The organism is Rugamonas rubra (genome assembly GCF_900114705.1).
GTDB classification, from domain to species: Bacteria; Pseudomonadota; Gammaproteobacteria; order Burkholderiales; family Burkholderiaceae_D; genus Rugamonas; species Rugamonas rubra.
Map to the genome: position 1 here is coordinate 103,708 of NZ_FOTW01000021.1, position 24,150 is coordinate 127,857.

The following is a 24,150-nucleotide window of genomic DNA, read 5'->3' on the forward strand; positions in this document are numbered from 1 at the left end:
CCGGCGGGCACAATTTATCCATTGCTTGTGGAATCGCAAAACTCCGCTCTATACTCAAACATCGATCGACGTCCGCCGAACGGCGGCGCGCCCGCGTCCCGGCGGCGGCCGGCGCGCGCGGTGGCGGGGCGATTCACAGCACAACGGTGGAAATGGTTCCACCGAACCGGTGGCGGCACATGGCGATAGATTCTGACCGTTTAGTCCTTGATGAAGCCGGCGGCGGCATGGTCAGCGCCAGCCGCCAGGAGGCGACTTGGCCACCATCCTGATCGTCGACGACCATGTGCTGAACCGGCAGTTCCTCAGCGCCTTGCTCAGCTTCGGCCAACACCAGCTGCTGGCGGCGGCCGACGGCCAGGAGGGCCTGCTGTTGGCGCGCAACGCCAGGCCCGACCTGATCATCACCGACCTGATGATGCCGGTGATGAACGGCTACGAGTTCGTGCTGGCCGTGCGCGCCGACGCCGACGCCGCGCTCGCCGCCGTGCCGGTGATCTTCTACACCTCCACCTTCAACCTGCGCGAGGCGCGCCAGATGGCCAAGCGCTGCGGCGTCGACTGGGTGCTGCAAAAGCCGGCCACGCCGGACGCCATCCTGCGCGCCGTCGACGAGGCGCTGGGCCTGGCGGCGCCGGCCGAGCCGGCAGTGCCGGCGCCGCCGCCGGCACGCCTGGCCGCGCTCGACCAGCAACTGGCGGTCTGCCTGCGGCGCGCCGAGGACAGCAACCAGCAGATGTCCGACATGGCCGCCCGCGCGCCGGCCGACGCGCCGCTGCAGCGCGACATGCAGGACACCACGCAGCGTCTGTCGAGTTCGCTGGCCGAGCTGCAGACGGTGGGCCTGCGCCTGTCCGCGCTGATCGACATGGGCATCGAGATCGCCGCCCTGCGCCAGCCCCAGGACCTGTGCGACTACGCCGCCAAGGTGGCGCGGCAGATCGGCGTGGCGCGCTACTGCGCGGTCGGCATCGTCGAGCCCGGCGGCGCGGCGGCGCGCCACTTCGCCTGCCATGGCCTGGACCCCGCCGAGCAGGCGGCGCTGGCCGCCTTGGCGCCGGACGCCGGCCTGCTCGGCTTCCTGCTCGGCCAGCGCGAGCCGCAGCGCCTGCGCGACCTCGACCGGGCACCGGCCCGCGCCGGCCTGGACGGCGCCGGCCGGCCGCGGCGCTCCTTCCTGGCCGTGCCGATCCGCGCCGGCGGGCGCGACTACGGCTGGATCTACCTGGCCGACAAGCTCGGCGCCGACGAGTTCAGCGAAATCGACGAGCGCGCCGTCGCCACCGTCGCCACCCAGCTGGCGGTGGCCTACGAAAACCTGCTGCTGGTCGACGAGATCAACGCCAACGTCGCCCAGCTCGAGGCCGAGCTGCGCGCCCGCCGCGAGCTCACCGAGCGCCTGCGCGACAGCGAGGCGCGCTTCCGCCAACTGGCCGAGAACATCGGCGATATCTTCTACCTGGTCGACATCGGCACCGGCCGGGTGCTCTACATCAGCCCGGCCTACCAGGCCATCTGGGGGCGCAGCTGCGCCAGCCGGTACGCCGCGCCGGCGTCGTGGAAGGCGGCGATCCACCCGGACGACCTGGCCGAGGTCGAGCGCCGAGAGCGCGCCTGGCAGCAAGTGCCCGGCCACCGCGACGGTTACGACTACCGCTACCGCATCGTCCGCCCGGACGGCGCGCTGCGCCACATCCACGACCGCGGCTTTCCCATCCGCGACGCGCACGGCCTGGTCTACCGCGTCGCCGGCCTGGCCGCCGACGTCAGCGAGGCCGCCGCCCAGCAGGAGCGGGTCGGCCGCCTCGGCCAGTTGTACGCCGTGCTCAGCGGCATCAACTCGGCCATCGTCCGCCTGCGCGACCGCGACGAGTTGCTGCAGGAGGCCTGCCGCGTCGCCGTCGGCCACGGCGCCTTCAGCATGGCCTGGGCCGGCGTGATCGACCCGCACACCCTGGCCGGCCGGGTGGTCGCCTCGGCCGGCGCGCCGGACGGCTATGCCGAGCTGATCAAGTTCGGCGCCGACCCGGCCGGCCCCGGCGCGGCGCGTCCGGCCAGCGTGGCGGCGCGCCAGCTGCGCCGCGTGGTGTGCGACGACATCGACCTCGACGCCTCGCTGGCGCCGCTGCGCGCCGAGCTGGCCGCGCGCGGGGTGCGCGCCCTGGCGGCGCTGCCGATCCTGCTCGACCAGCGCTGCTGCGCCGTGTTCGTTCTGTTCGCCAACGAGACCGGCTTCTTCGCCAAGGAGGGCCGCCTGTTGCTGCTCGACGAGCTGGCCGGCGACCTGTCCTTCGGCCTGCAGTACATCGACCGCGAGGAGCGCCTGCGTTACCTCGCCTACTACGACGCGCTCACCGGCCTGCCCAACAGCATGCTGTTCCACGACCGCACCGTGCAGCTGCTGCACGGCTGCGCCGGCGGCGAGGGCGCCGCCGTCGTCGCCCTCAACCTGAAGGGCTTCGCCCAGCTCAACGACGAGTTTGGCCGCCACGTCGGCGACCAGGTGCTGCAGCGCGTCGCCGCCCGCCTCGGTGGCGAGCTGCGCGAGCCGTTCACGGTGGCGCGCATCGGCGGCGACACCTTCGCCGTCGCCCTCGGCGCCCTGCAGGGCGGCGCCGACGCCGTTGCCGCGCTCGAGCAGCAGGTGATGCAGTGCCTGGCGCGGCCGCTGACGGTGGGCGCGCTGCAGTTGGCGGTGGCGGCGCGCGCCGGCGTCGCCCTCTACCCGGACGACGGCGCCGACGCCGAGACCCTGCTCAAGCGCGCCGAGCTGGCGCTCAAGCAGGCCAAGTCCTCGCCGCAGCGCTGGGTGTTCTACGCGCCGCGCATGAACCAGGCGATCGGCGCCCGCATCGCCCTCGAGGCGGCGCTGCGCCAGGCCCTCGAGCAGGGCCAGTTCTGCATGTTCTACCAGCCGCGCGTCGACCTGCAGGGCGGCCACATCGTCAGCGCCGAGGCGCTGGTGCGCTGGCGCCACCCCGAGCGCGGCCTGGTCGGCCCGGTCGAGTTCATCCCGCTGGCCGAGCAGACCGGCCTGATCGTCGCCCTGGGCGACTGGATCATCGACGCCGTCTGCGCCCAGCAGGCCGCCTGGCGCGGCGCCGGCGTCGACATCGTGCCGGTGGCGATCAACCTGTCGGCGGTGCAGTTCACCGGCGGCCAGGTGCAGCACACCATCGCCGCCGCCATCGCCGGCCACGGCCTGGCGCCGCGCGACATCGAGTTCGAGTTGACCGAGTCGATGGTGATGGACGACCCGCAGGCCGCCGCAGGCCACCTGCGCGAGCTCAAGGCGCTCGGCGTCAAGCTCTCGCTCGACGACTTCGGCACCGGCTACTCCTCGCTGGCCTACCTGAAGCGCTTCCCCTTCGACTTCGTCAAGATCGACCGCTCCTTCGTCAGCGACCTGACCAACAGCGCCGAGGATGCCGCCATCGCCACCGCCGTCATCGCCATGTCGCACAGCCTGGGCCTGCGCGTGGTGGCCGAGGGCGTCGAGACCGAGGGCCAGTTGCAGTTCCTGCGCCGCCAGCGCTGCGACGAGATGCAGGGCTACTACTTCAGTCCGCCGGTGCCGGCCGACGAGTTCGGCGCCATGCTGCGCGACGGCAAGTGCCTGGCGCCGCCGGCCGAGTCCGCCGACGGGCGCGACACCCTGCTGCTGGTCGACGACGAGCCGGACAACCTGGCGGCGCTGCGCCGCCTGCTGCGCAAGGAGGGCTACCGGGTGTTGACGGCGGCCGGCGGCGCCGAGGCGCTCGAGCTGCTGGCGCTCGAGCCGGCGCAGGTGATCGTGTCCGACCAGTGCATGCCCGGCATGAGCGGCGCCGCCTTCCTCGGCCTGGTCAAAGGCCTGTATCCGCAGACGGTGCGCATGATCCTGTCCGGCCACGCCGACCTGGCGGCGGTGACCGACGCCATCAACCAGGGCGCCGTCTACAAGTTCCTCTCCAAGCCCTGGGACGACGACGCCCTGCGCCAGCACATCCGCGACGCCTTCGCGCGCCAGCGCCACCTGCAGTAGGCGCGGCGCCGCGCCCGGGTGGCGCGCTCAGGCCACGATGGCGATGAGTGGCGCGTTTTTTTGAACCACGCCCCATGCCGCCTTCGACAACCGGAGGCCTCTCGCCTCCTAGACTCACTTCCGGAATGCTGAAATTCCATTGCTTAAGTGGAAGGAACACGCTCGGCATCTGCTACCTAAAAATGAGCTTTTTTGAAGCACGCCCAATTTCGTTGTATTTTCATTTAGTTTGATATTTATCAACATAGCGCTGCGCAATGTTGTCATTCTAGTCAATGTTGTTATGGCACTAAAGTGCTTAGGATAGGGTCGGCATTCACTTCCCGATTTTGACGCACCTGATGGGCGCGCTACGGCGTTGCGCCTCGTTTGTGTGGCCCGGTCTGCTACCACAAACGGAGCTTCCAATAAATACATGTGCAGCCGCTATTGCCGCTGCACCAAACATAGGGTAGGTGCATGGATTTTCGTCTCAGTAGCGAGCAGCAAGAAGCTATATCACACATCCAGCGTTTTGCCCGCGAAGTGTTGTCCGCCTCGGCCAGTGAACGCATCGCGTCTGCCCATTTCGACCGCAACATGTGGACGCAGGCGTCAGAGTTCGGCCTGGCCGGTTTGCCGTTGCCTGAAGAGTGGGGCGGTTCCGGCTCTGGTGCGCTCGATACCATGCTCGCGGTGGAGGCGCTCGGCCAGGGTTGCGTCGACATGGGCCTGGTGTTCTCCTTGTGTGCACACATGTTCGCTTGCGCTGTGCCGCTGTGGCGCCATGGTTCGCCCGAGCTGCACGAGCGCTACCTGTCTGGTATGGCGAAAGGCAGCCTGATTGCCGCCAATGCGATCACCGAGCCCGGCTCCGGTTCCGACGCATTCGCAATGCGCAGCAGCGCGCGGCGCGACGGCGAGCACTACATCCTCAACGGCGAAAAATGTTTCGTCACCAATGCGCCGGTGGCCGATGTCTTCCTGCTGTATGCGAAGACCGATGCGCACCAATCCTATTTCGGCATCAGCGCCTTTTTGATCCCGCGCGGAACCCATGGCCTCACAGTGACTACCGGTGAGCGCAAGTCGGGCCTGTGCACCTCGCCCTGGGGCAGCGTCCATTTGGACGACTGCAGAGTACCCGTATGGGCGCGCGTGGGCGACGAAGGCGCGGGCGCGACCATCTTCCATGACTCCATGATCTGGGAGCGCGGCTGCCTGTTTGCCGCCTATGTCGGCGCGATGGAGCGCGTGCTTCAGCAATGCGTCACGCATGCGCGCGAACGCAAGCAGTTCGGCCGTCCGATAGGACACAACCAGGCGGTGTCGGACCGGCTGGTCGACTTCAAGCTGCGCCTGGAAACATCGCGCCTGCTGCTGTACCGCGCCGGCTGGCTCTATGATCAGGGCCTGCCGCATGAAGAGGCGATCGCACAAAGTAAGCTGTGGGTGTCCGAGTGCGCGGTGCAATGTGGGCTGGACGCGGTACAGATCTTTGGTGGCGCCGGTGTCTGCAGCGAGACCGGCATCGATCGCTTGCTGCTGGATGCACTGCCGGCGCGCATCTTCTCCGGCACCAATGAAATACAGCGCGAGTTCATCGCACGGCACATGGGGCTGCGTTAGCCCGAATCATTCGGTTTCGCATACGCGCCGGACACATAGCTTGTCCGTGGCTAGTTGTAATCCAACGGTCCTGCAAAGCTGGCTTTTTGAAGGTAGTTGTTCAACCCAGGAAAAGGTAGAGACAGAAAATGGCAACGCAGAAAAAGTTCCCCAGCAAGGATTATGAAAAAGGTGCAGCGGCAATCCCCGTTGCGGACGAGAGCGGTGGACCGGAAGGCGAAGCGCTCGGCGCTTGCGACGTGGTGGTGGTCGGCGGCGGGCTGTCCGGCCTGGTGGCAGCCTGGAAGCTTGCCGGCCATAGCGTGCTGGTGTTGGAGCGGGAGACCACGGTGGGCGGCGCGGCGCGCAGCGGGCTGCGCGGTGAACTACGCTTCGCCACAGCAGGCAGCTGCTTCCAGGAGCCGGTGCCCGGTTCGGACACGGCGCAATTGCTGAGCGCGCTCGGCTTGTCCAACGCATGGCGCTCCACCGGCAACAGTCAATTCGTGCTGTTCAACACACGCCATCTGCTGCGCGGTCTGGGGGAGGTCACGCTGGGGCTGCTGAAGCAGCCGAAGGAGTTGCTGAACCCGGCGATGTATGGACTGACATGCAATCTGCTCGGCGCCGCATTGCGCGGCAAGAAATTCATCGCGGCGCCGAAGAAGCTGGGCGATCCGGTGTTTGCGGAACTATATGCCTACCTGCAGCGCTTCCGCAAGGATGGCGACAAGTATCCGGCGGTACCGTGGCAAGCCGGCTGCGGCTGGACGCGCGAGGAGATGGAACAGTTCGACTCGATTTCGCTGGCCGAACTATTGTTCGATGAGAAAGTGCGTTCGCGGCTGCCAACGGCGCTGGTGCCGGATGCGAAGTTCGGCCCGCTGGTGCGCGATGCGGTCGAGACGACCCTGAAAGTGGAATGTCTGTCGCTGGCGGATGTGTCCGCCTATGTCGGGCTGCACTTCCTGGTCGGCTACTTGTATGGCACGCTGGTGACCTTCCCCGGCGGGAACGGCTATCTCAGCGAACGTCTGCAGGCGGCGTTGCGCGAGCGTGGCAACTGCCGTATTGCAATCGGTGCGCGCGTGCAGACGGTTGCGCGTGATGGCGAACGTTACCGCATCACCTTTGAACGTCACGGCGTGCAGAGCGAGGTCAGCGCCGGCGCGGTGGTGTGGGCCGCGCCCAAGCATGCAGCACTGGATGCGGTCTCCGGTTTGCCGGCGCAGCAGCAGCATGCGATACATCAGATCCAGCACCGCGACTACTGCATCGCCAACGTCTACCTGCGCAACGCTGCATGGACTGAATACTTCGGCGGCTATGTGATCGAAGGAGATACCGCCGCCGCTGCGCCGCTGGCTTGGTGCCGCAGCAGCGTGTGCGTGGTCGCCAACTGGCTGGACCGCGACAACGGTAAGAAAGCCGGTGTGCTGACCTTGCTGAAGCCGGTGGCGGAACGGCTCAACCAGGGCAAACTCGGCAAGACAGATTTTGCGCAGCTGCAGCAGGTGACCTTGCAAGAAGTGTCGGAAATGCTGCAGGCGAAGGGACTATCCATTGACGAGGTGGAAGACATCCGGATCTGGCGTTGGCCGCGTGCGTTGGTGGTCGCTACGCGCGGGCAAATGAAAGCCGACTTGTTTGTGCGGGCGTCGCAGCCGGTGGGTGGGGTTTTCTTTGCGAACCAGGACAGCGTCGGCATCGGCAACCTGGAGAGCGCAGTGAGCGCAGGGTTCGATGCGGCACAACAGGCGCAGGCATACCTGCAGCGCACGGCGGCCGATACGATGGTGGTGCAGGCACTGCGTTCCGGCCTGCATGTGATGGAAATTGCCGGCAACCCTGCGACCGGCGTGCAGCGTTTCGGCGGCAAGGCTAACTCGCTCAACACATTGATCGGCGCCGGCTTCCCGGTGCCACGCGCATATTGCGTGACGGTCGATGCCTGTCATGCATTTTTGCAGGCATCCGGATTGGCGGCCTGGATCGACGGCATGGACAAGGTCGACCGCGACACCTGCGCCGACATCCGCGCACGCATTGCGCAAGCGCCGTTGCCGCCCGCGCTGCAGGATGCGATCGTCGCTGCCTATCGCGAACTCGGTAGCGGCCCGGTCGCGGTGCGATCCTCCGCCGTCAATGAAGACGGCGATGCACAATCATTTGCAGGGCAGTACGACACCTTCCTGCACGTGGAGGGCGAGAGCGCGCTGCTCGATTGCGTGAAGCGTTGCTGGGCGTCGCTGTGGAACGAACGCGCGCATGCCTACCAGGGGCGCAACCGGGCCGACGGCGGCATCGCGGTGGTGATCCAGCAGATGATCGTTGCCGATGCTGCCGGCGTGTTGTTCACCGCCGACCCGATCAGCGGCGATGCCGGACGCACGGTGATCGAATCTTGCTGGGGATTGGGCGAGGGCGTGGTGTCGGGCCAGGCGAGCACCGATACCTATGTGGTGGACAGCGACAGTCATGCGCTGATGGAACGTATTGTCCGGGCGAAGCCGGTGATGTGTACGCGCACTGCAGATGGCGTCGCGATGCAGGAGGTACAGCCGCAATTCGTTGATCAGCCGAGCCTGAGCGATATGCAGGCATCCGAACTGGCGGCCTGTGCCGCACGCATTCGCCGCCATTACGGCTGCGAACTGGATATTGAATGGGCACTGAAGGATGACAGTATCTGGATACTGCAGGCACGGCCGATCACGGTGACTGCTTCCATCGCCGGTAAGCTGTACGGCGACGAGCAGGAAACCAATCAGCAGGTGCGCGACAACACCATGTTTTCGCGCATGGACACCGGCGAAATCCTGACCGGGCTGATGACGCCGCTCGGACTGTCCTTCACCCGCTTCTACCAGCACCACGTGCACGGCCCGGCAGTGAAGACCATGGGCTTGCTCGACATCGGCAGTTCGCAGTATTACGTCGGCTACCTGCAGGGTCATGTGTACCTGAACATCTCCGCATCGGCGCGGCTGCTGACGCAATGCCCTCCCACGCACGAGCCGATGAAGTTCACGCGGCGCTACGCGACCCCCGACGTCGACTTCACGCATTACAAAAATCCCTACGGCGAACCGGTGTCTGGGTTCCAGTTCTTCAAGAGCAGCCTCTACTGGCTGGTATGCCAGGTGCAGAATATGGCGACCGCTGGCGCCACGGTGAACAAGATGATCGCCTTGCGCCAGCGCGAAGCCGAGCGCTTCCGCAAGCTGGACCTCGAGAAGATGAGCCTGCCGCAGCTCGATGCCGAACTGCAGCGCATCGACCGCTACTTCCTCGAATCCTGTGCTGCCTACATGCCGTTCTTCCTGCAATCCTTCGCGCTGTACGATGCGCTGGCGGAGCTGTGCGAGAAGTGGCTGGGGAACGAAGGAAAAGGGCTGCAGAACCGCATCAAGGCGTCGATGAACAACCTGCGTACCATCGAGGTGACGCGTGGCGTGTGCGAACTAGCGGCGCGCGTCGACCGCTCGCCGGTGCTGCGCACACTGTTCCTGGAGACGCCGCTGGAGCAGTTGGCGGATAACCTGCAGCAGCATGCGGAGGGCCGCCGTTTCTGGAACGAGAATTTTGGCGCCTTCCTCGCCGACTTCGGTTCGCGTGGTCGCCAGGAATTCGAACTCAGCATTCCGCGCTGGAACGACGATCCGACCTATCTGCTGCAAATCATCCGTCTGTACCTGACCAGCGATGTGCAGCTTGAATCGCGTCTGGCGACGATAGACAAGGCGCGCAAAGAAGACACGCGGCAGTTGCTGGAAAAACTGCCGCTCAAGGCAAGGATGACATTCCGCTTCGTGATCGCCGCCTACGCGAAGATGGCGGAACGGCGCGAAGCGACGCGTCCGACCTTCATCGCCGAGACCTGGTTCTACCGCAAAATCATCGTCGAGGTGCTGCGCCGCGTCGCGGCGGAGGGTGTGTCTGGCATACAGGACCTGCCGTACATCGATTTCAACGAATTGCGCGATTACGTGGCCGGGCGCAAAACGGCGCAGCAGGCATTTGCTCCGCAACTGATTGCGCGCAACCGTCGGCAGCATCTGCTCAACGAGCGCCTGAAGGAACCGCCAATGGCGCTGATCGGCGGCCATGTGCCGCAGCGCGACGATCGGGTGTTGCTGGACGCGGCGCAGGGCGACCTGCTGCATGGCCTCGGCGCCAGCCCCGGCGTGGCGGTGGGGCGCGCCCGCGTGATCACCGACCTCAACCGCCAGGCGGGCGAATTCCGCCAGGGCGAAATTCTGGTGGCACGCTTTACCGATGCATCGTGGACGCCGCTGTTCGTGCTGGCGGCCGGGGTGGTCGCAGACATCGGCTCGGCCTTGTCGCACAGCTCCATCGTGTCGCGGGAGTTCGGTATTCCGGCGGTCGTCAATGCGAAGCAGGCGACGCAGACCATACGCACCGGCGACCTGATCTACCTCGACGGTGACGGCGGCGTGGTGCGCATCGAGGAACGCGTTGCCGATACCGACGAAGCGCTGGTCGAGCAGAGAGCGATCGCATAAACATTCGGTAGTTGTCTCCGCAGATTTCATTTTTCCACTAAAGGACGAAAATATGGATATGACGGCTATAGGCGTGGTTGTTGTCACGCGCCGCCGCGAGTTCTTTGAAACCGGTTTCAGTGTGTTGAACGATGTGCGCGGCGAAGTATTCCAGCACGTGGAAATTGATGCCGACATCGACTATGCACCAGCACCGTCGGTGTCGAACCCGGTATATCGCGAGGCGTGCGACAAGGCGGTGCGCTTCCTCGCCGCGCGCCAGGAACGCTTGGCGATCAAGGTGATCCAAGCCGACAGTCTGGAGGCGGCGTTCGACAAAATTACCGCCGCGCCCACGCAGGGCGGCTTCCAGGTTGGCATGCTGTTCATCGATTACGCCGATCCGCTGTACGATGGCATCAGCCCGCAAGAAATCGACGAGCAGCTTGCTAGCTTCCACGCGCGCCTGCAGGAGGCGGCGGTGCCGGCGTTCTGCTCTTCGTTTTCGACGGCGGTGTTCACCTCGCCGCACGCGAACCGCATCCGCTACCAGCCGATGGAATACATCGAATGCATCCTGCCGCCCGAAAGGGCGGTGCTGCAGACGGAGTTGCTCTGCCTGTGGATGGATTTCCTCGAACTCAGTTATGTCAATCGCCGCGCCAAGACCGACACACGCGGCCCGCGCAGGAACACGCTGGCCGGCTTCCTGACCGGTTTCCTGTCCGGGCGCGCCAGCAGTGACTGGCTCGGTTTTTACTTCACCGGTTCGCTGGTGTCCAATCTGATCAGTTGTTTTGAACTGGAAGCGAACCGGCTTGGCGCGCTGGTGCTACGTGGACCGAGCGAACACAGCCTGGCTTGCGGCGCGATGGCCAACTGGCAGCTTTACAAGAAGCCGTTCGCAGTGATCGTTACCAGCGGCATGATCGACGAATTCCGGGGTACGCTCGCCAACCTGCGCGAGGCGCGCGCCAAGGGCTTCATCGTATGCGCGGAAAACCGTGCCAGCCAGTGGTTCGCGTTCCAGGGCACGATTTCTCGCGACGAGGATACGCGTGCGGTGCTGCAGGCGCGCGGCATTCCTTATGTGTACATGGAAGACACCGACAAAATCGCTGAAGACCTTCGACGCGCGGTGGCGCTGTACGACGCAGGGCAGGGGCCGGTGGTGCTGTTGGCGACGCAGGCAGTGCTCGACGCCGGCGACGAACCGGATCCGGCTCTGTTCGCACCCGCGGTCAACGAGTGCACGGCAGCGCCCGACGAGGCGGCGCAGGAAGTTTTGCAGGACGTGATGCGGATCATCAACCAAGGGCCGGAACGGCTGCTGTGGCAATGCGGGCCGATGGATGAGGAAGAACTGGCCTTGACCTTGTCGATCGCGGAGCGTGCCGGCATCGCGCTGACCGACTCCCTCACCCATCCCGGTTCGGTGCCGAAGTACCGCGACGGCAAGCGCATTCCAAATTACCTCGGCACGCTGGCAGTGTACGGCTACAGTCCGCGCGTGTACAACTACTTGCATACCAGGGACAAGCTCAATCCGCAGTCGCAGCAATGCCTGTTCCTCATGAAAAGCAAGCTTGGGCAGGTCAGTACGCCGTTTTCGGAAGGCCGGCTGAAGCGCATGCTGAGAATCGTGCAACTGACCCGCAACGCCGCACACATTTCACCCTTTACCGACCATGGGCTGGTGATGGACTACCTTAGCTTCCTGCGCCATGTGGAGCGCCACCTCGACGTGTCGCCGGCCTTGCGCGAACGCCGCTGCCGACTGATGGCGTCGGTGCCGGACACGCCGTCGGATGTGAAAAGCAAACTGCCGGCGACACCGATGAGCCCGAACTATTTTTTCGCGCGCCTGAATCAACTGGTGGAAAAGCTGATCGTCGAGCGCGCCTACGACTACACCGGCCTGTACGACGTCGGCCGCTGCGGCATGTCGGCGATCCGCAATGTCGCGCGCACCCGGCGCGGCTTTTCCGGTTGGTACGGACGGGCGCTGATGGGTGATGCGCTGCAGGCCACGCTGAGCGTCGCGTACACCAGCGGCACCAACGTTGTCGCCTTCATCGGCGACGGCGCCAAGGGCCTCGTGCCCGAAATTCTGCCGAGCTTTATCGAGAACGCGCTGAATTATCCGGACCGCATGCGCAAGAACTTCACCGTCTTCTACTTTATGAACGGCGGCCACTCGGTGATCAACACCTACCAGGAGCGCATCCTGTTCAACCGCACCTCGCGCCAGATGCGTCTGGTGAACCTGATGTCCGCCGACTGGGAAGAAGACATCTGCGGTCTGCAGGTCTGCGCACGCACGCTCGACAGCTTCGACGCCGACATGCTGGCCGAGGCGCTGCAAAAGCCGGGGCGCGTCAATCTGTTCTCGGTGGTGGTTGGGCACAACAACGAAGGCGACGGGATCAGCTTGGCGACGGCGACGGGATGGCAGCGGGATGAGATGCAGATCGAGCCGGCTGCCGTGGCGGACGCTGTGCCGTTGATCGTGTGACGACAGATAACTCGTGCGCGGACGGGCTCCTTTCCCCTGCCAGGAGGAGCGGATAAGTAGTGACGGCGGCTAACTTTAATGATCCCCATATGAAACAAGCATCAGGAAAAACAATGAAATTTGGATTCATCGCACATCCGACGTCGGTCGGACTCAAGCGTTACGTGAAGATGCTCGACCTGCTGCAGCGTCAATCGAAAGACCTGCAAAGCGGCTACCAACGTGACTTGTGGCGCCGCGAAAACATGGTTCCCTTCGTCGACTTCGGCCAGATCCGTTCCGCCGCCGGCGCCACCTGCGAAGGCATCGTGCACTACCTGCCGCTGACCGCTGATGAAATGCTGGCGTCGGCGCGCGAGGTGCAGGAACGCATCTTCGAAGGCATCGATACGCTGGGCAAACAGGGCGCACAGCTAGTCGGCCTCGGCGGCTTCACGTCCATCATCGGCAAGCGCGGCTTGGTCACCGCCGAGCGCGCCAGCCTGCCGGTCACCAGCGGCAATTCGCTCACTACCTATGCCGCTTACAAGGCCCTGCTGCAGGTGTTCGAATGGCTGCAACTGCGCCCGCAGGAGGCACGGGTGGCGATTGTCGGTTACCCCGGCTCGATCTGCCTGTCGCTGGCGAAACTGCTGCTGGCGCAAGGCTGTCGCCTCGACCTGTTGTACCGCAGCGGCAGCGCCAGTCCGGAAGAATTGCTGGAACACCTGCCGGCGAAATGGCATGGGCAGGTGACGCTGCGCGACAGCATCGACGACTGCTATGTGAACAACCGCATCTTCGCATCGGCTACCTCGTCCGGCGACGTGATCGACGAGGCGCGCCTGCTGCCGGGTTCGATCGTGGTCGATATTGCGTTGCCGCGCGATGCGCTCCGCAGCACGCCGCCACGTACCGACACGCTGGTGATCGACGGCGGCTGCATGACCGCGTCGCCGCAGGTGAAGCTGGGCGGGGAATCATTGAACATGGCGATCAAGCAGCAGATCAACGGCTGCCTGACCGAGACCATGGTGCTGGCCTTGGAAGGGCGCGCCGAGTGCTTTTCCATCGGGCGCACGCTGGAGCCGGAAAAGGTGCTGGAGATCGGTGCGCTGGCCGAGCGCCACGGCTTTTACGCATTCCCGCTGGCGTCCTGGGGTGAGCGCATCAATGAGAAAATCATCAGCGGCCTGCGTCGTTACCACCGGCGGCAGGAGTCCGCTCCGGCACAAGCGGATAGCGGCGAACAGCGTCGTACACAGACGCTGCAGCGCTACCGCAGCCACATCAATCCAATGCTGGCCGACTTCCTCGGCATGCAGCGCTGCGATCATGTGTTCGATCGCGCCGAGCAATGCACGCTTACCGATACCGAAGGCCGACAATTCCTCGACATGGTGTCCGGTTACGGTTGCCTGAACCTCGGCCACAATCCGCGCATCGTGACCGATGCGATCCGGAAGTTCCTGACCGATTCGACGCCCAACTTCGTGCAATACGTGTCGTTGCCGCAGGAGACCGCAAAGCTGGCCGAGCGCTTGTGCGCGATCGCGCCCGGCGAATTCGAGCGTGTGTTCTTCAGCAACTCCGGCACCGAAGCGGTGGAGGCGGCGCTGAAACTGGCGCGTGCCGCCACCGGCCGCACACGCTTCGTGTACGCGGAAAACAGTTACCACGGCAAGACGCTGGGCGCGTTGTCGGTGACCGGCCGCGAAAAGCACAAGAAGCATTTCCGGCCGCTGGTGCCGGGCTGTGTCGGAGTGGCTTTCGGCGATCTCGAGGCATTGCGCAGCGAATTGATCTCCGAAGAGGTGGCGGCCTACATTGTCGAACCGATCCAGGGCGAGGGTGGCGTCAAGATGCCGCCGGCCGGTTACCTGGCGGCGGCGCAGGAGATCTGCCGCCAGACCGGCACGCTGTTGATCGTCGACGAGATCCAGACCGGGCTGGGACGCACCGGCCGCATGTTCGCCAGCGAGTGGGAAGGACTTGAGCCGGACATCATGGTGCTGGCGAAATCGCTGTCGGGCGGCTTGATCCCGATCGGCGCCACGCTCAGCACCGCGCAGGTATGGGATGCCGCCTACGGCACCATGGGCCGTTTCCTGCTGCACACATCCACCTTCGGTGGCTGCAACATCGCCGCGGTCGCCGGCCTGGCCGCGCTCGACGGCCTGCAGCAGCAGGGTCTGGCCGAACGCGCGGACGAACTCGGCACCTACTTCAAGGCGGAGCTGGAAAAAGCCACCGAACACTATCCGTTCATCGCCGAAGTGCGCGGGCGCGGCCTGATGCTCGGCATCCAGCTCGACAACGATTTCGCGGGCGCGGTGGAAGCCTGCGCACGCGAATTCGGCACGCGCCTGCCGGGCGACTGGCACCTGACCTACCGTTTCTTCCCCGATGAAGTGAAGCAGCACCTGGCCGATGCGATGAGCAAGATGGAAGAGTCGCTGGCCGAGATGTTCTGCATGCGCTTCGTCACCAAGCTCAGCAATGACCACGGCATCCTCACCTTCGTCACGGCCAATAGTTCGACCGTGATCCGCATCCAGCCGCCGCTGGTGATCAGCCGGGAAGAAATCGATCACTTCGTGCGTTCGTTCGCGACCGTCTGCGAAGAAATGTCCACCTTCTTAAATTAATGGGAACCGCAACACATGGAAATGAACAAAGAGCAGATCGTTGACTTGATGATGGGATTTTTCAAGACCAAGGCGATTACTTCCGCCCTGGAACTTAAACTCTTCGACGCGCTGGAGCAAGGCCCGGCAACGGCGGAAGCCATTTGCGAGCAGCGCAACATTCCGCTGCAATCCGGCAAGCGCCTGCTGATCGCGTTGACCGCCATCGGCCTGCTGGCGAAGCAGGAGGATCATTTCTCCCTCACTAAGGCTGCGCGCGAATACATGGTGAGTGGTTCAGCGCAATGGCTGGGCTGGCTCGGTCGCCATATCGATACCTTCCTGTATCCGCTGTGGTCACATACGGCGCAAGGGGTGCGTGACGACAAGGATCAGCGCCAGGCCGCTTTCGGTGATGACCGCAGCTGGTTCAGCATCCTGTACCAGAACCCGCAGGATGTAGTTGATTTCCAGGAATTCCTCGGCATTTTCGCGCAACCCTTTATCGAGGGCATGCTGCAGGGATTCGATTTTTCCGGCTACAGGAAATTCATGGATATCGGCAGCGGCATCGGCACCTTGCCGATGGCTGTCGCTGCGCGCTATCCACAGCTTGGCCTTAGCGTCTGCGAACTGCCGCAGGCGACTAGTTTCGTGCGCGACAAGATCGCCGAGAACGGCTATGCCGACCGCATCAAGATCGTGGCGGGCGACGTCATCAGCGGCACCATCCCCAAGGGGGAACACGACCTGATTCATCTCGGCTGGATGCTGCACGACTATGCGCCGGACATCCAGATGCAGATCCTGCGTCACATCCACGAGGCGCTGCCGCCGGGCGGCACCTTCATCGCCAGCGAGACACCGTTGGCCGATGACGAAAGCGGCCCACTGTTCACGTCGCTGCTGTCGATCAACATGCTGGTGTCCACCGACGGCGGCATCGAATCGACCTGCGCGCAATACCTGCAACGCTTCACAGAAGCGGGCTTCGTCAATGCAAGGGTGTTGGCGATACCGGGGCCGCGCACCTTGTTCATCGGCGAAAAGCGGAAATGAGCGCGGCTGTCAGAAACCTGAAAACATCATCTAAGCAGAGGACACTATGTTAGGAAACAAACTTCTCGCGTACATCGCGGAGAACTACCTCGGCGGCGAGTGCCAGCAGTTTGCGTTGGACACGCCCTTGCTGGAACTGAACATCATCGATTCCAGTGCGTTGTTCGATCTGGTCGACCTGCTGCGGCGGGAAGCCGGCGTGACGGTGCCGCTGAAGGCGGTCGTCCCGACCAATTTCAAATCGGTGCAGCACATGCTCGATCTGGTCGAGCGCCTGCAAAGCGAAAGCCGGCCGGCACTGGCACAGGCAGCGGGGGTAGCATGATGAACGTACAGGTAATCGACCACATCGCAACGCCGGACGCAGGACTGCAGGCGTATGTGCTGGACATGTTCCAAACCCACACCGGCTACGCACGCGCCGACCTCGTGCCGGATGCCGATTTCGAGAGCGATCTCGGCATCGACTCGGTGACGCTGGCCACAACCCTTGCGGAGCTTTACAAGGCGCTCGGCCTGTCCAGCCGGCAAAATCCGCAACACACAAGCACGATTGCGCTCGTGCTGGCGCATATCGGGCAATGCCTGGAACAGGACGGAAAGACGCCTGCCCTGCCGCAGCGACCCTGCGTGCCGGAGCACGCAGCCGATGCGCTGACGACGGCGCTAATCGCCGCCTACAGCCGGCACACCGGTTACCAGCCGAGCGACCTGGTGCTCGATGCCGAGCTCGAGAGTGATCTCGGCATCGACTCCGTTACTCAGGCAGCCGTGTTGTCCGAGCTTCCCAAGTTGCTTGGGATTGCCGCCGTCACCTTTCCCACAGGGTTGACCAGCATTGCACAGGTCATCGCGCATCTGCGGCCTCTCGTGCACCTGGAAATGCTGCAACCGGCAGCTCCGGCAATTGCAATGCCGCCGGCGACGGAAGAAAAGCAGTACTCAGAGTTCATCGACAAGCTCGGCCATGCTGACGCCAGCGCTCTTTCCGTGGCGGCAGAGTCGACGGCGGACGACGCTCGTACGATGAGGGATTTCGTCAACATCCCGCATCGCGACCTGTTCCATAAGGCCCGCGAGTTCAATACGTTCTATCAGCGCAAGCAGCAAGAACAGTTGTACTGGTACGGCATGCCGCTGGAATCGCGCTGCAGCAACCGTGCGGTGATCTACGACGAGGTCAGCGGCAAGCGCCGGGAATTCCTGATGTTTGCGTCGAACAATTACCTGGGCCTGGCGAATCATCCGGAAGTGATCGAGGCGATCGTCAAGGGCGTGCGCGAATACGGTGCCACTAATACCGGCTGCCGCCTGATCGGCGGCACCAATGTGCTGCACATGGAACTGGAGCGGCGGCTGGCGAAGCTGAAGGGCAGGCAGGCATGTATCGTCTACCCGTCCGGCTATTCCGCCAACCTGGGTTGCATTTCCGCGCTGGCCGGGCAGAACGATCTGATCTTTACCGATGCGCTGAACCACATGAGCATCCAGGACGGCTGCAAGCTGGCCGGCGCAGCGCGCAAGATTTATCCGCACGACCTGGACGGACTGGAAAAAATTCTACAGAAACATGCCGGCCACGACGGCGGCAAGCTGATCGTCACCGACGGCGTGTTCAGCATGCACGGCGATGTGGTCGACTTGCCGCGCCTGGTCGCGCTGGCGAAGCAACACGGTGCGCGGGTCTTGGTTGACGATGCGCATTCCACCGGCGTGCTCGGCCGCACCGGTTCGGGCACCACCGAGCATTTCGGCATGAAGGGCGCGGTGGACCTGGAAGTCGGCACCATGAGCAAGACCTTGGCTGGCGTCGGCGGCTTCGTTTGCGGCGACGAGGAGGTGGTCGACTACCTGCGTTTCTATTCGCATTCCTATGTGTTTGCAGCCACTATCCCGGCGGCGGTCGCGGCCGGCCTGATCGCCGCGATCGACGTGATGGAGCGCGAGCCGCAGCGCATCAGCAAGCTGTGGCGCAACGTCCATCACTTGCGCGGCCATTTGCTGGAAGCCGGGTTCGACCTTGAGCATTCCGCCAGCGCGATCATCCCGGTGCTGGTCGGCGATGATCGCAAGACGCTGGAATTTGGACGCGCGGCGCGTGCGCGCGGCATGTACTGCCAGACCGTGGTGTTCCCCGGCGTCGCTGTCGGCGATGCGCGTTTGCGCATCAGCGTGAGCAGCGAGCACACGGTGGATGATCTGGATGCGGCGGCGCAGATACTGGTGGATGCGGCCAAGGAGGTGGGGGTGGCGGTGCGGGGATAGGTTTCCGCAGGTGAAGGACTTACGGTTCCTCCCCCTCTGTAAGGGGGAAGCTGCCCCATCCCGGATAGCAATGTGCGCGCAAGGGAACGGCAATGGACCGGTTACCCTCTTTTTTTCAAAGAAGTGAAGCACCTCAATCTAATTGACAGAAGAACATGAGCACTCCAACCTTCACCCCAGTCATTGAGTACCTGCGCACCTCCGCGCAGGAACATCCCGATCGCCTTGCGTTCGTTGCTCCCGACGACATCAGTTATAGCCAGTTCTACCAGGCCGTGCGCCAGCGCGCTGCACATTTTGCCCGCCATGGAACACAGCATGGCGACCGCGTCGCCATCTGGCTGCCGAAATGCCAGGACTATGCGTTGTCGCTATATGCGGCGATGGAAATCGGCGCCGTCTATGTGCCACTGGACGGCACCCAGCCGGCGGAACGCGCAAGGAAAATCCTGGACAGCGCCGAACCGACGGTGCTGGTCACGGATGCCGCACATTTCCGTGCGCTGGACGGATGGCAGCGCGATACGCTGAAACTGGTGCTGATCGTGGATGATGTGCCTTGCGATTATGCGCCGGTTGGTAACACTGCGATCATGAAGCTTGCCGCACTCCAGCCGTCGGTCGAACTGCCGCCACCATTCGCCGCCGGTGTGGACGATCTCGCCGCCATCCTGTTTACGTCCGGCTCCACAGGCGTGCCGAAAGGCGTGCAGATCAGCTACGGCAACCTGCACAGTTTCATCGCTTGGGCACTGGCGGAATTCAAGATGACGCCGCAGGACGTGTTCGCCAACCATGCCGGTTTTCATTTCGACCTCAGCACCTTCGATTACTTCGCCGCTGCTGCAGTCGGCGCTGCGGTATGGATCGTGCGCGAGGACGAGCAGCGCGATCTTGCGGCGCTGATCGCCGGCATCCGGCGACACAAGGTCAGCGTCTGGTACAGCGTGCCGTCGGCACTCGCGCTGCTGGCTGGAAGCGGCGAGCTGACATCCGAGGTTACTGCATCGTTGCGCCATGTGCTGTTCGCTGGCGAGGTATTCCCGATACGGCAACTGCAGGCATTGAAATCCTGCCTGCCTGCGGCATGCGCGCTGTATAACCTGTACGGCCCGACCGAGACCAACGTCTGCTTGTACTACCACGTGCGCGAAGACGACATGGCCCGCGATAAGCCAGTCTATATCGGCAACACGCTGCCCGGCGTGATTGCGGAAATTCTCGACGCGGACGGGCAGCCGGTCAGCGGCGAACGTGCGATCGGCGAACTGGTCGTTTCTGGCGCGTGCGTGACGCCTGGCTACTGGCGCCGGCAGGAACCGGCCAATTACGTCAACCACCTGCACGGGCGGCATGCCACAGGCGACTTGGTCGGCATCGAGAACGGCTTCCTGTACTACCACGGCCGCAAGGACCGCATGCTCAAGCTCAACGGCAACCGTATCGAGCTGGGCGAAATCGAAGCGGTGCTGGGCGCGATGCCGGGTATCGCAGAAGTCGCGGTCGTGGCGGAGTGCGCGGGGGATACGCAACACATCGTTGCCTATTACACGCTGCGTCATGCCGGCGAAAGACTTGGTGTGCTCGATATCAAGAGCTACTGCAGCGCCCGGCTTCCGCGCTATATGATCCCCAGGCTTGCCCGGCAACTGGAAGAATTGCCGAAGAATGCGAATGGCAAGATCGACTACCGCGCGCTGGAGCAACTGACTCGCAGCACCAGCGACACCGCAGCCATGCCGCATGCGGACGACCGCAACGAAATCGTCACCGCCGATGCATAAGCCGCCGGTTTTCGAGCCGATCGCGATCATCGGCATCGGTTGCCTGTATCCACAGGCGCGCGGCAAGGATGCGTTCTGGCGGCAGCTGCAGGCGGGGGAGTCTCACTTTGCGCCGCTGCCGCTGGCACGTTACTGGGACACTGACGGCAAGGTGCGCGAACAGTTGCGGGGATGGCACGGCGCCTTTTTCGACGAGATGGAATTCGATTTCAAGCGCTTCCGCATTCCGCCGATCTACCGCAAATCGGTATCGCAAATGATGTTGATGCTGTTGCAGGTGGCGGACGAGTGCGTGCGCGATGCCGGGTATGACAAGCGCGATCTGCCGCGCGATGAAGTGGCCGTTATGTGCGGCACCTGCTTCGGCTTCGACAGCACCATCGCCAACGCATTGAAGGTGGATGGCGTGCGGCTGGCGCATGAACTTGCTGGCAGCGCCGAGGAATTTGCGCTCCTGAAGGAGACATTGCGCGAGCGCTTCGGTTCCTCCTCGCATGACCGGGTCGGCGAAATGGCCAGCAGCATTCCGGCGCGCATTGCATCCATCCTGTCGCTCCGTGGTCCGGTGCAGGCAATGGAATGCGCGGATGCGACCGGCTACGCGCTGCTGGAGGCGGCCAGCCTGTCGCTTCACAGCGGCCAGAGCAGGGCAGTAATCGTCGCCAGCGGACAACGCATCGAGAGCCTTCTGACGCCGTTGGCACTGGCAAGAAAGGGTTTTACTGGCGCCTGCGGCGGCCACCCTTTTGCGCTGGACGGGGCAGGCACGCCCATGGGCGAAGGCGCCACCGCGCTGCTGCTCAAACGCTTGTCCGATGCGCGACGCGACAACGACCGCATCTACAGCGTGCTGCGCGGCATGGGTGCGGCAAGGCAGGACGTGCCGGGGGCATTGGCTTATGCAGTTGATGGCACGGCGGCGTTCCATGTGATCAATGACGCTTGTGCACAGGCGGAAGTGACGGCGGCGGCGCAACAGTATATCGACTGCGTGCTGCCCGGCGTCGGCAGCCAGGCGCCGCAGTTGTTCAGCGTCTTGAGCGATGCCTGTGCGGAAGGCAAGCATCGGCCGCTGCAAGTTGGCGCCAGTGTCGCCACATTCGGTCATACCTTTGCCAATGCGGCACTCGCCGCGGTAGCAGGCAGCAGCCTGGCGTTGCACGAAAAGACCTTGCCGCAGATGCGGAGTTCGGCAGCGCTGCATGCGCGTGCCGGTATCGCGTATCCCGATGCCGCTATTCCTTGGCCTGGCGACGCGCCGCAACTTGCCGGCGTCTTTGGCAGTAGCCTGACCGGCGTGCAATGGCATCTGCTGCTGTCGGCACCCGAAAGTGCCAGTCATGCATTGTCGTCCGATATGTCGCCTGCGCAAGAACAGCAGGAACCGATTGCGATCGTCGGCATCGGCGGTGCCTTCGGTCCCTGCAGCAACAGCGCCGACTTCGCGCAGGGCCTGTTCGACGGCCTTGATGCAGTGCAGCCGCTGCCGGAGAACGTGCTGCCGCGCTCCGCCTATTTTGGCGAAGGCGAGGCCGCTGTGCTGTCCAGCTATGCGCAATACGGCGCTGACCTCAAGCAGCGCGAGCATTACGATGCCGGTCTTGCCGCATATAAAATATTCCCCAAGCGCGCTGCCGGGCTGGATATCGCGCAAAAGCTGACCCTGCATGTCGCCGCCGAAGCACTGGTCGATTTCGGCTTGGCGCAGAAGCGCGGCAAGCTCGGCCGCACCGCGGTGATCGTCGCCTCCAATCTCAGCCTGGGCCGCGAGCGCGAACTGGCGTGCCGGCTGCACGCGCCTGAACTGTTGCGCACCTTGGGAAGCGTGCCCGATGCCGCTACGGCGGACCACGGCATCGATCATTTCACGCTGGACGGCTACCTTGCCAGCGGCAGTGCGGCACTGGTGTCGGCCTGCTTCGGCCTTGCCGCGATGCCGGTCGCGGTGGAAGCGGCCTGCGCGTCGTCACTGGCAGTGTTCAACAACGCGGTGCTGGCCTTGCGTCGGCATCGCTACGACCTGGTGCTGGCCGGCGGCGTCGAATTGCCGGCCAACCTGCGCGATCTGGTGCTCTGTTCGTCGCAAATGATGCTGTCGCAACAAAGGATAGCGCCGTTTTCCGAGCATGCCGACGGCTTCTCGCCGGGCGATGGCGCGGCGCTGTTCGTGCTCAAGCGGCTCAGCGATGCGCTGCGCGACGGCGACCGTATTCATGCGACGATCACCGGCGTTGGCGGCTCCGCCGATGCAGTGTCGATGACCGCGCCCGATCCAGACGGGCAGGCGCTGGCGATGCGCCGCGCCTTCGCGCAGGCCGGCTATGCGCCAGCCAGCGTGCAGTACGTCGAAGCGCACGGCACCGGCACGCGCCTGGGCGATCTGGCGGAACTGACGTCGATCGGCAGCGTGTACGGCGGCGCGCGCGCAGTGCCGCTGCGCATCGGTTCGGTCAAATCCAACATCGGTCATACCTTCGCCGCCGCTGGCGCCGCCGGCTTGCTGAAAACGGTGCTCGCCTTGCAGCGGCATGCGCTGCCGGCCACCTTGCTGCGCCGCCGTATCGATCCGCAGTTGCCGCTGGCGGGCATCCCGGCCGAACTGGTGACCGCCAACACGCGCTGGGATGCGCTCGACGGCCGCCGGCGCGCGGCGGTCAGTTCCTTCGGCACCGGCGGCATCAATTACCACCTGCTGCTGCAAGCAGATGGCGGCGTTCACTAACCACGGGAGTCTCACATGCAATCGATCGTCCATAAAATCCGCCTGCTTGACATCGGCCATGCGCAGGCTTTCGAAAACTGGGTACTGGACACCGACTATGCGACCTGTCCGGAGTTGCCGAGTGTGCGCAGTTTCGACGTGTGCCGCGTCAGTAGCGCGCATGATGCGCCGTTCCACTATATCGAGGTAATCAAGGTGAGCAGCAACGAGGCATTCAAGCGCGACATGGGCAGCGCGAGCTTCGCGCGGCTGGTGGAATGCTTTTCCACGATGGCGGAAGTGGTGGAGGAAGTCGCCGGCACGCAGCTCGGCGCCGGTTACCGGGCGCCTGCATGAGCGGCATTGCCGCAATCATGTTGCCTCAGACGGAAACGCCTTGCACAGTGGGCATCGGTGACTGCGTTGTCAGCGCAGTGTCGGTCGAAGCGGTAGCGCGGCGCGAAAATGATCATGTTTACCTCGCACGCATGTTTGGCAATACCGAGCGCGAGCGGCTGCACGGATTGCGGCTGGCCAAGCGGCGCCGCGAATGGATGGCCGGGCGCGTCGCCGCTAAGGCCGCATTGCAGCATCTGCATGCGCAGGCCGGTGCCGAATCGCCGTTGCATGGGCTGGTCATCGGCAACAGCAGTGCCGAACACAATCGCGGCCAGCCGGAGGCTGCCGGTTTCCATGTCAGCATCAGCCATTCGCAAGGATATGCGGTGGCTGCGGCCAGTGCTTATCCGGTCGGCATTGATATAGAGCGTGTGAGGCCGTTTCCGGATGCAGCACGCGAGATGGCATTTACGGCGCATGAACTGCGCTTCAGCGCCGCCGGCGGCGATGGCGTCTGTACTGCGGTCTGGGCCTTCAAGGAAGCCTTCATGAAGGCACACGGGAAAAGCATATTCGGCTGGTTTGCCGACATCGAGCTGGAAGCAATCGGCTGCGACGGCCACTTGTCATGGCGCCTGTCGCCGCGCCTAGTGGCACAGTTGCCGAGCAGGCAAGGATCGCAGCTTAGCGGCTACGGCGGGCTGATCGATGATTACGCACTGGCGCTGGTAGGACAGTGCGTGTCACACGGGCACGGCTAAGGGA

12 protein-coding genes are annotated in these 24,150 nt (G+C 64.0%); all 12 read left to right on the top strand.

The window, feature by feature from the left end:
- Positions 1 to 256 precede the first annotated feature (256 nt).
- The 12 genes from BM252_RS21255 to BM252_RS21310 all read left to right on the top strand — a co-directional run bounded on the left by BM252_RS21255 (position 257) and on the right by BM252_RS21310 (position 24,146).
- Complete coding sequence (locus BM252_RS21255) at positions 257 to 4,024, top strand: EAL domain-containing protein (protein ID WP_093389667.1); 3,768 nt, start codon at positions 257 to 259, stop codon at positions 4,022 to 4,024.
- A gap of 459 nt (positions 4,025 to 4,483) precedes the next feature.
- Positions 4,484 to 5,632, top strand: a complete 1,149-nt coding sequence (gene pigA, locus BM252_RS21260; RefSeq protein ID WP_093389668.1) for a prodigiosin MBC biosynthesis dehydrogenase PigA — start codon at positions 4,484 to 4,486, stop codon at positions 5,630 to 5,632.
- A 128-nt stretch (positions 5,633 to 5,760) separates the two neighbouring features.
- Positions 5,761 to 10,137 (top strand): prodigiosin ligase PigC, encoded by a 4,377-nt coding sequence (gene pigC, locus BM252_RS21265; RefSeq protein WP_093389669.1) that lies wholly within the window; start codon positions 5,761 to 5,763, stop codon positions 10,135 to 10,137.
- A 52-nt stretch (positions 10,138 to 10,189) separates the two neighbouring features.
- Positions 10,190 to 12,631, top strand: coding sequence for a prodigiosin MAP biosynthesis protein PigD (gene pigD / locus BM252_RS21270; RefSeq protein WP_139236649.1), 2,442 nt, complete (start codon positions 10,190 to 10,192; stop codon positions 12,629 to 12,631).
- A gap of 89 nt (positions 12,632 to 12,720) precedes the next feature.
- On the top strand, positions 12,721 to 15,258 hold the full coding sequence (gene pigE / locus BM252_RS21275; RefSeq protein ID WP_217429942.1) for a prodigiosin MAP biosynthesis aminotransferase PigE: 2,538 nt from the start codon (positions 12,721 to 12,723) through the stop codon (positions 15,256 to 15,258).
- A 15-nt stretch (positions 15,259 to 15,273) separates the two neighbouring features.
- Complete coding sequence (locus BM252_RS21280) at positions 15,274 to 16,296, top strand: methyltransferase (RefSeq protein ID WP_093389672.1); 1,023 nt, start codon at positions 15,274 to 15,276, stop codon at positions 16,294 to 16,296.
- Positions 16,297 to 16,342: 46 nt separating this feature from the next.
- Entirely contained in the window at positions 16,343 to 16,621 is a 279-nt protein-coding gene (locus BM252_RS21285) for an acyl carrier protein (protein WP_093389673.1), read from the top strand.
- Entirely contained in the window at positions 16,618 to 18,561 is a 1,944-nt protein-coding gene (locus BM252_RS21290; RefSeq protein WP_217429943.1) for an aminotransferase class I/II-fold pyridoxal phosphate-dependent enzyme, read from the top strand. The genes BM252_RS21285 and BM252_RS21290 overlap by 4 nt, the downstream gene beginning before the upstream one ends.
- Before the next feature lie 155 nt (positions 18,562 to 18,716).
- On the top strand, positions 18,717 to 20,345 hold the full coding sequence (locus BM252_RS21295) for a D-alanine--poly(phosphoribitol) ligase (RefSeq protein WP_093389674.1): 1,629 nt from the start codon (positions 18,717 to 18,719) through the stop codon (positions 20,343 to 20,345).
- Positions 20,338 to 23,067, top strand: a complete 2,730-nt coding sequence (locus BM252_RS21300; RefSeq protein WP_174900612.1) for a beta-ketoacyl [acyl carrier protein] synthase domain-containing protein — start codon at positions 20,338 to 20,340, stop codon at positions 23,065 to 23,067. The genes BM252_RS21295 and BM252_RS21300 overlap by 8 nt, the downstream gene beginning before the upstream one ends.
- 15 nt (positions 23,068 to 23,082) lie before the next feature.
- On the top strand, positions 23,083 to 23,403 hold the full coding sequence (locus tag BM252_RS21305) for a RedY protein (protein ID WP_093389676.1): 321 nt from the start codon (positions 23,083 to 23,085) through the stop codon (positions 23,401 to 23,403).
- Entirely contained in the window at positions 23,400 to 24,146 is a 747-nt protein-coding gene (locus BM252_RS21310; RefSeq protein ID WP_174900613.1) for a 4'-phosphopantetheinyl transferase family protein, read from the top strand. The genes BM252_RS21305 and BM252_RS21310 overlap by 4 nt, the downstream gene beginning before the upstream one ends.
- Positions 24,147 to 24,150 lie beyond the last annotated feature (4 nt).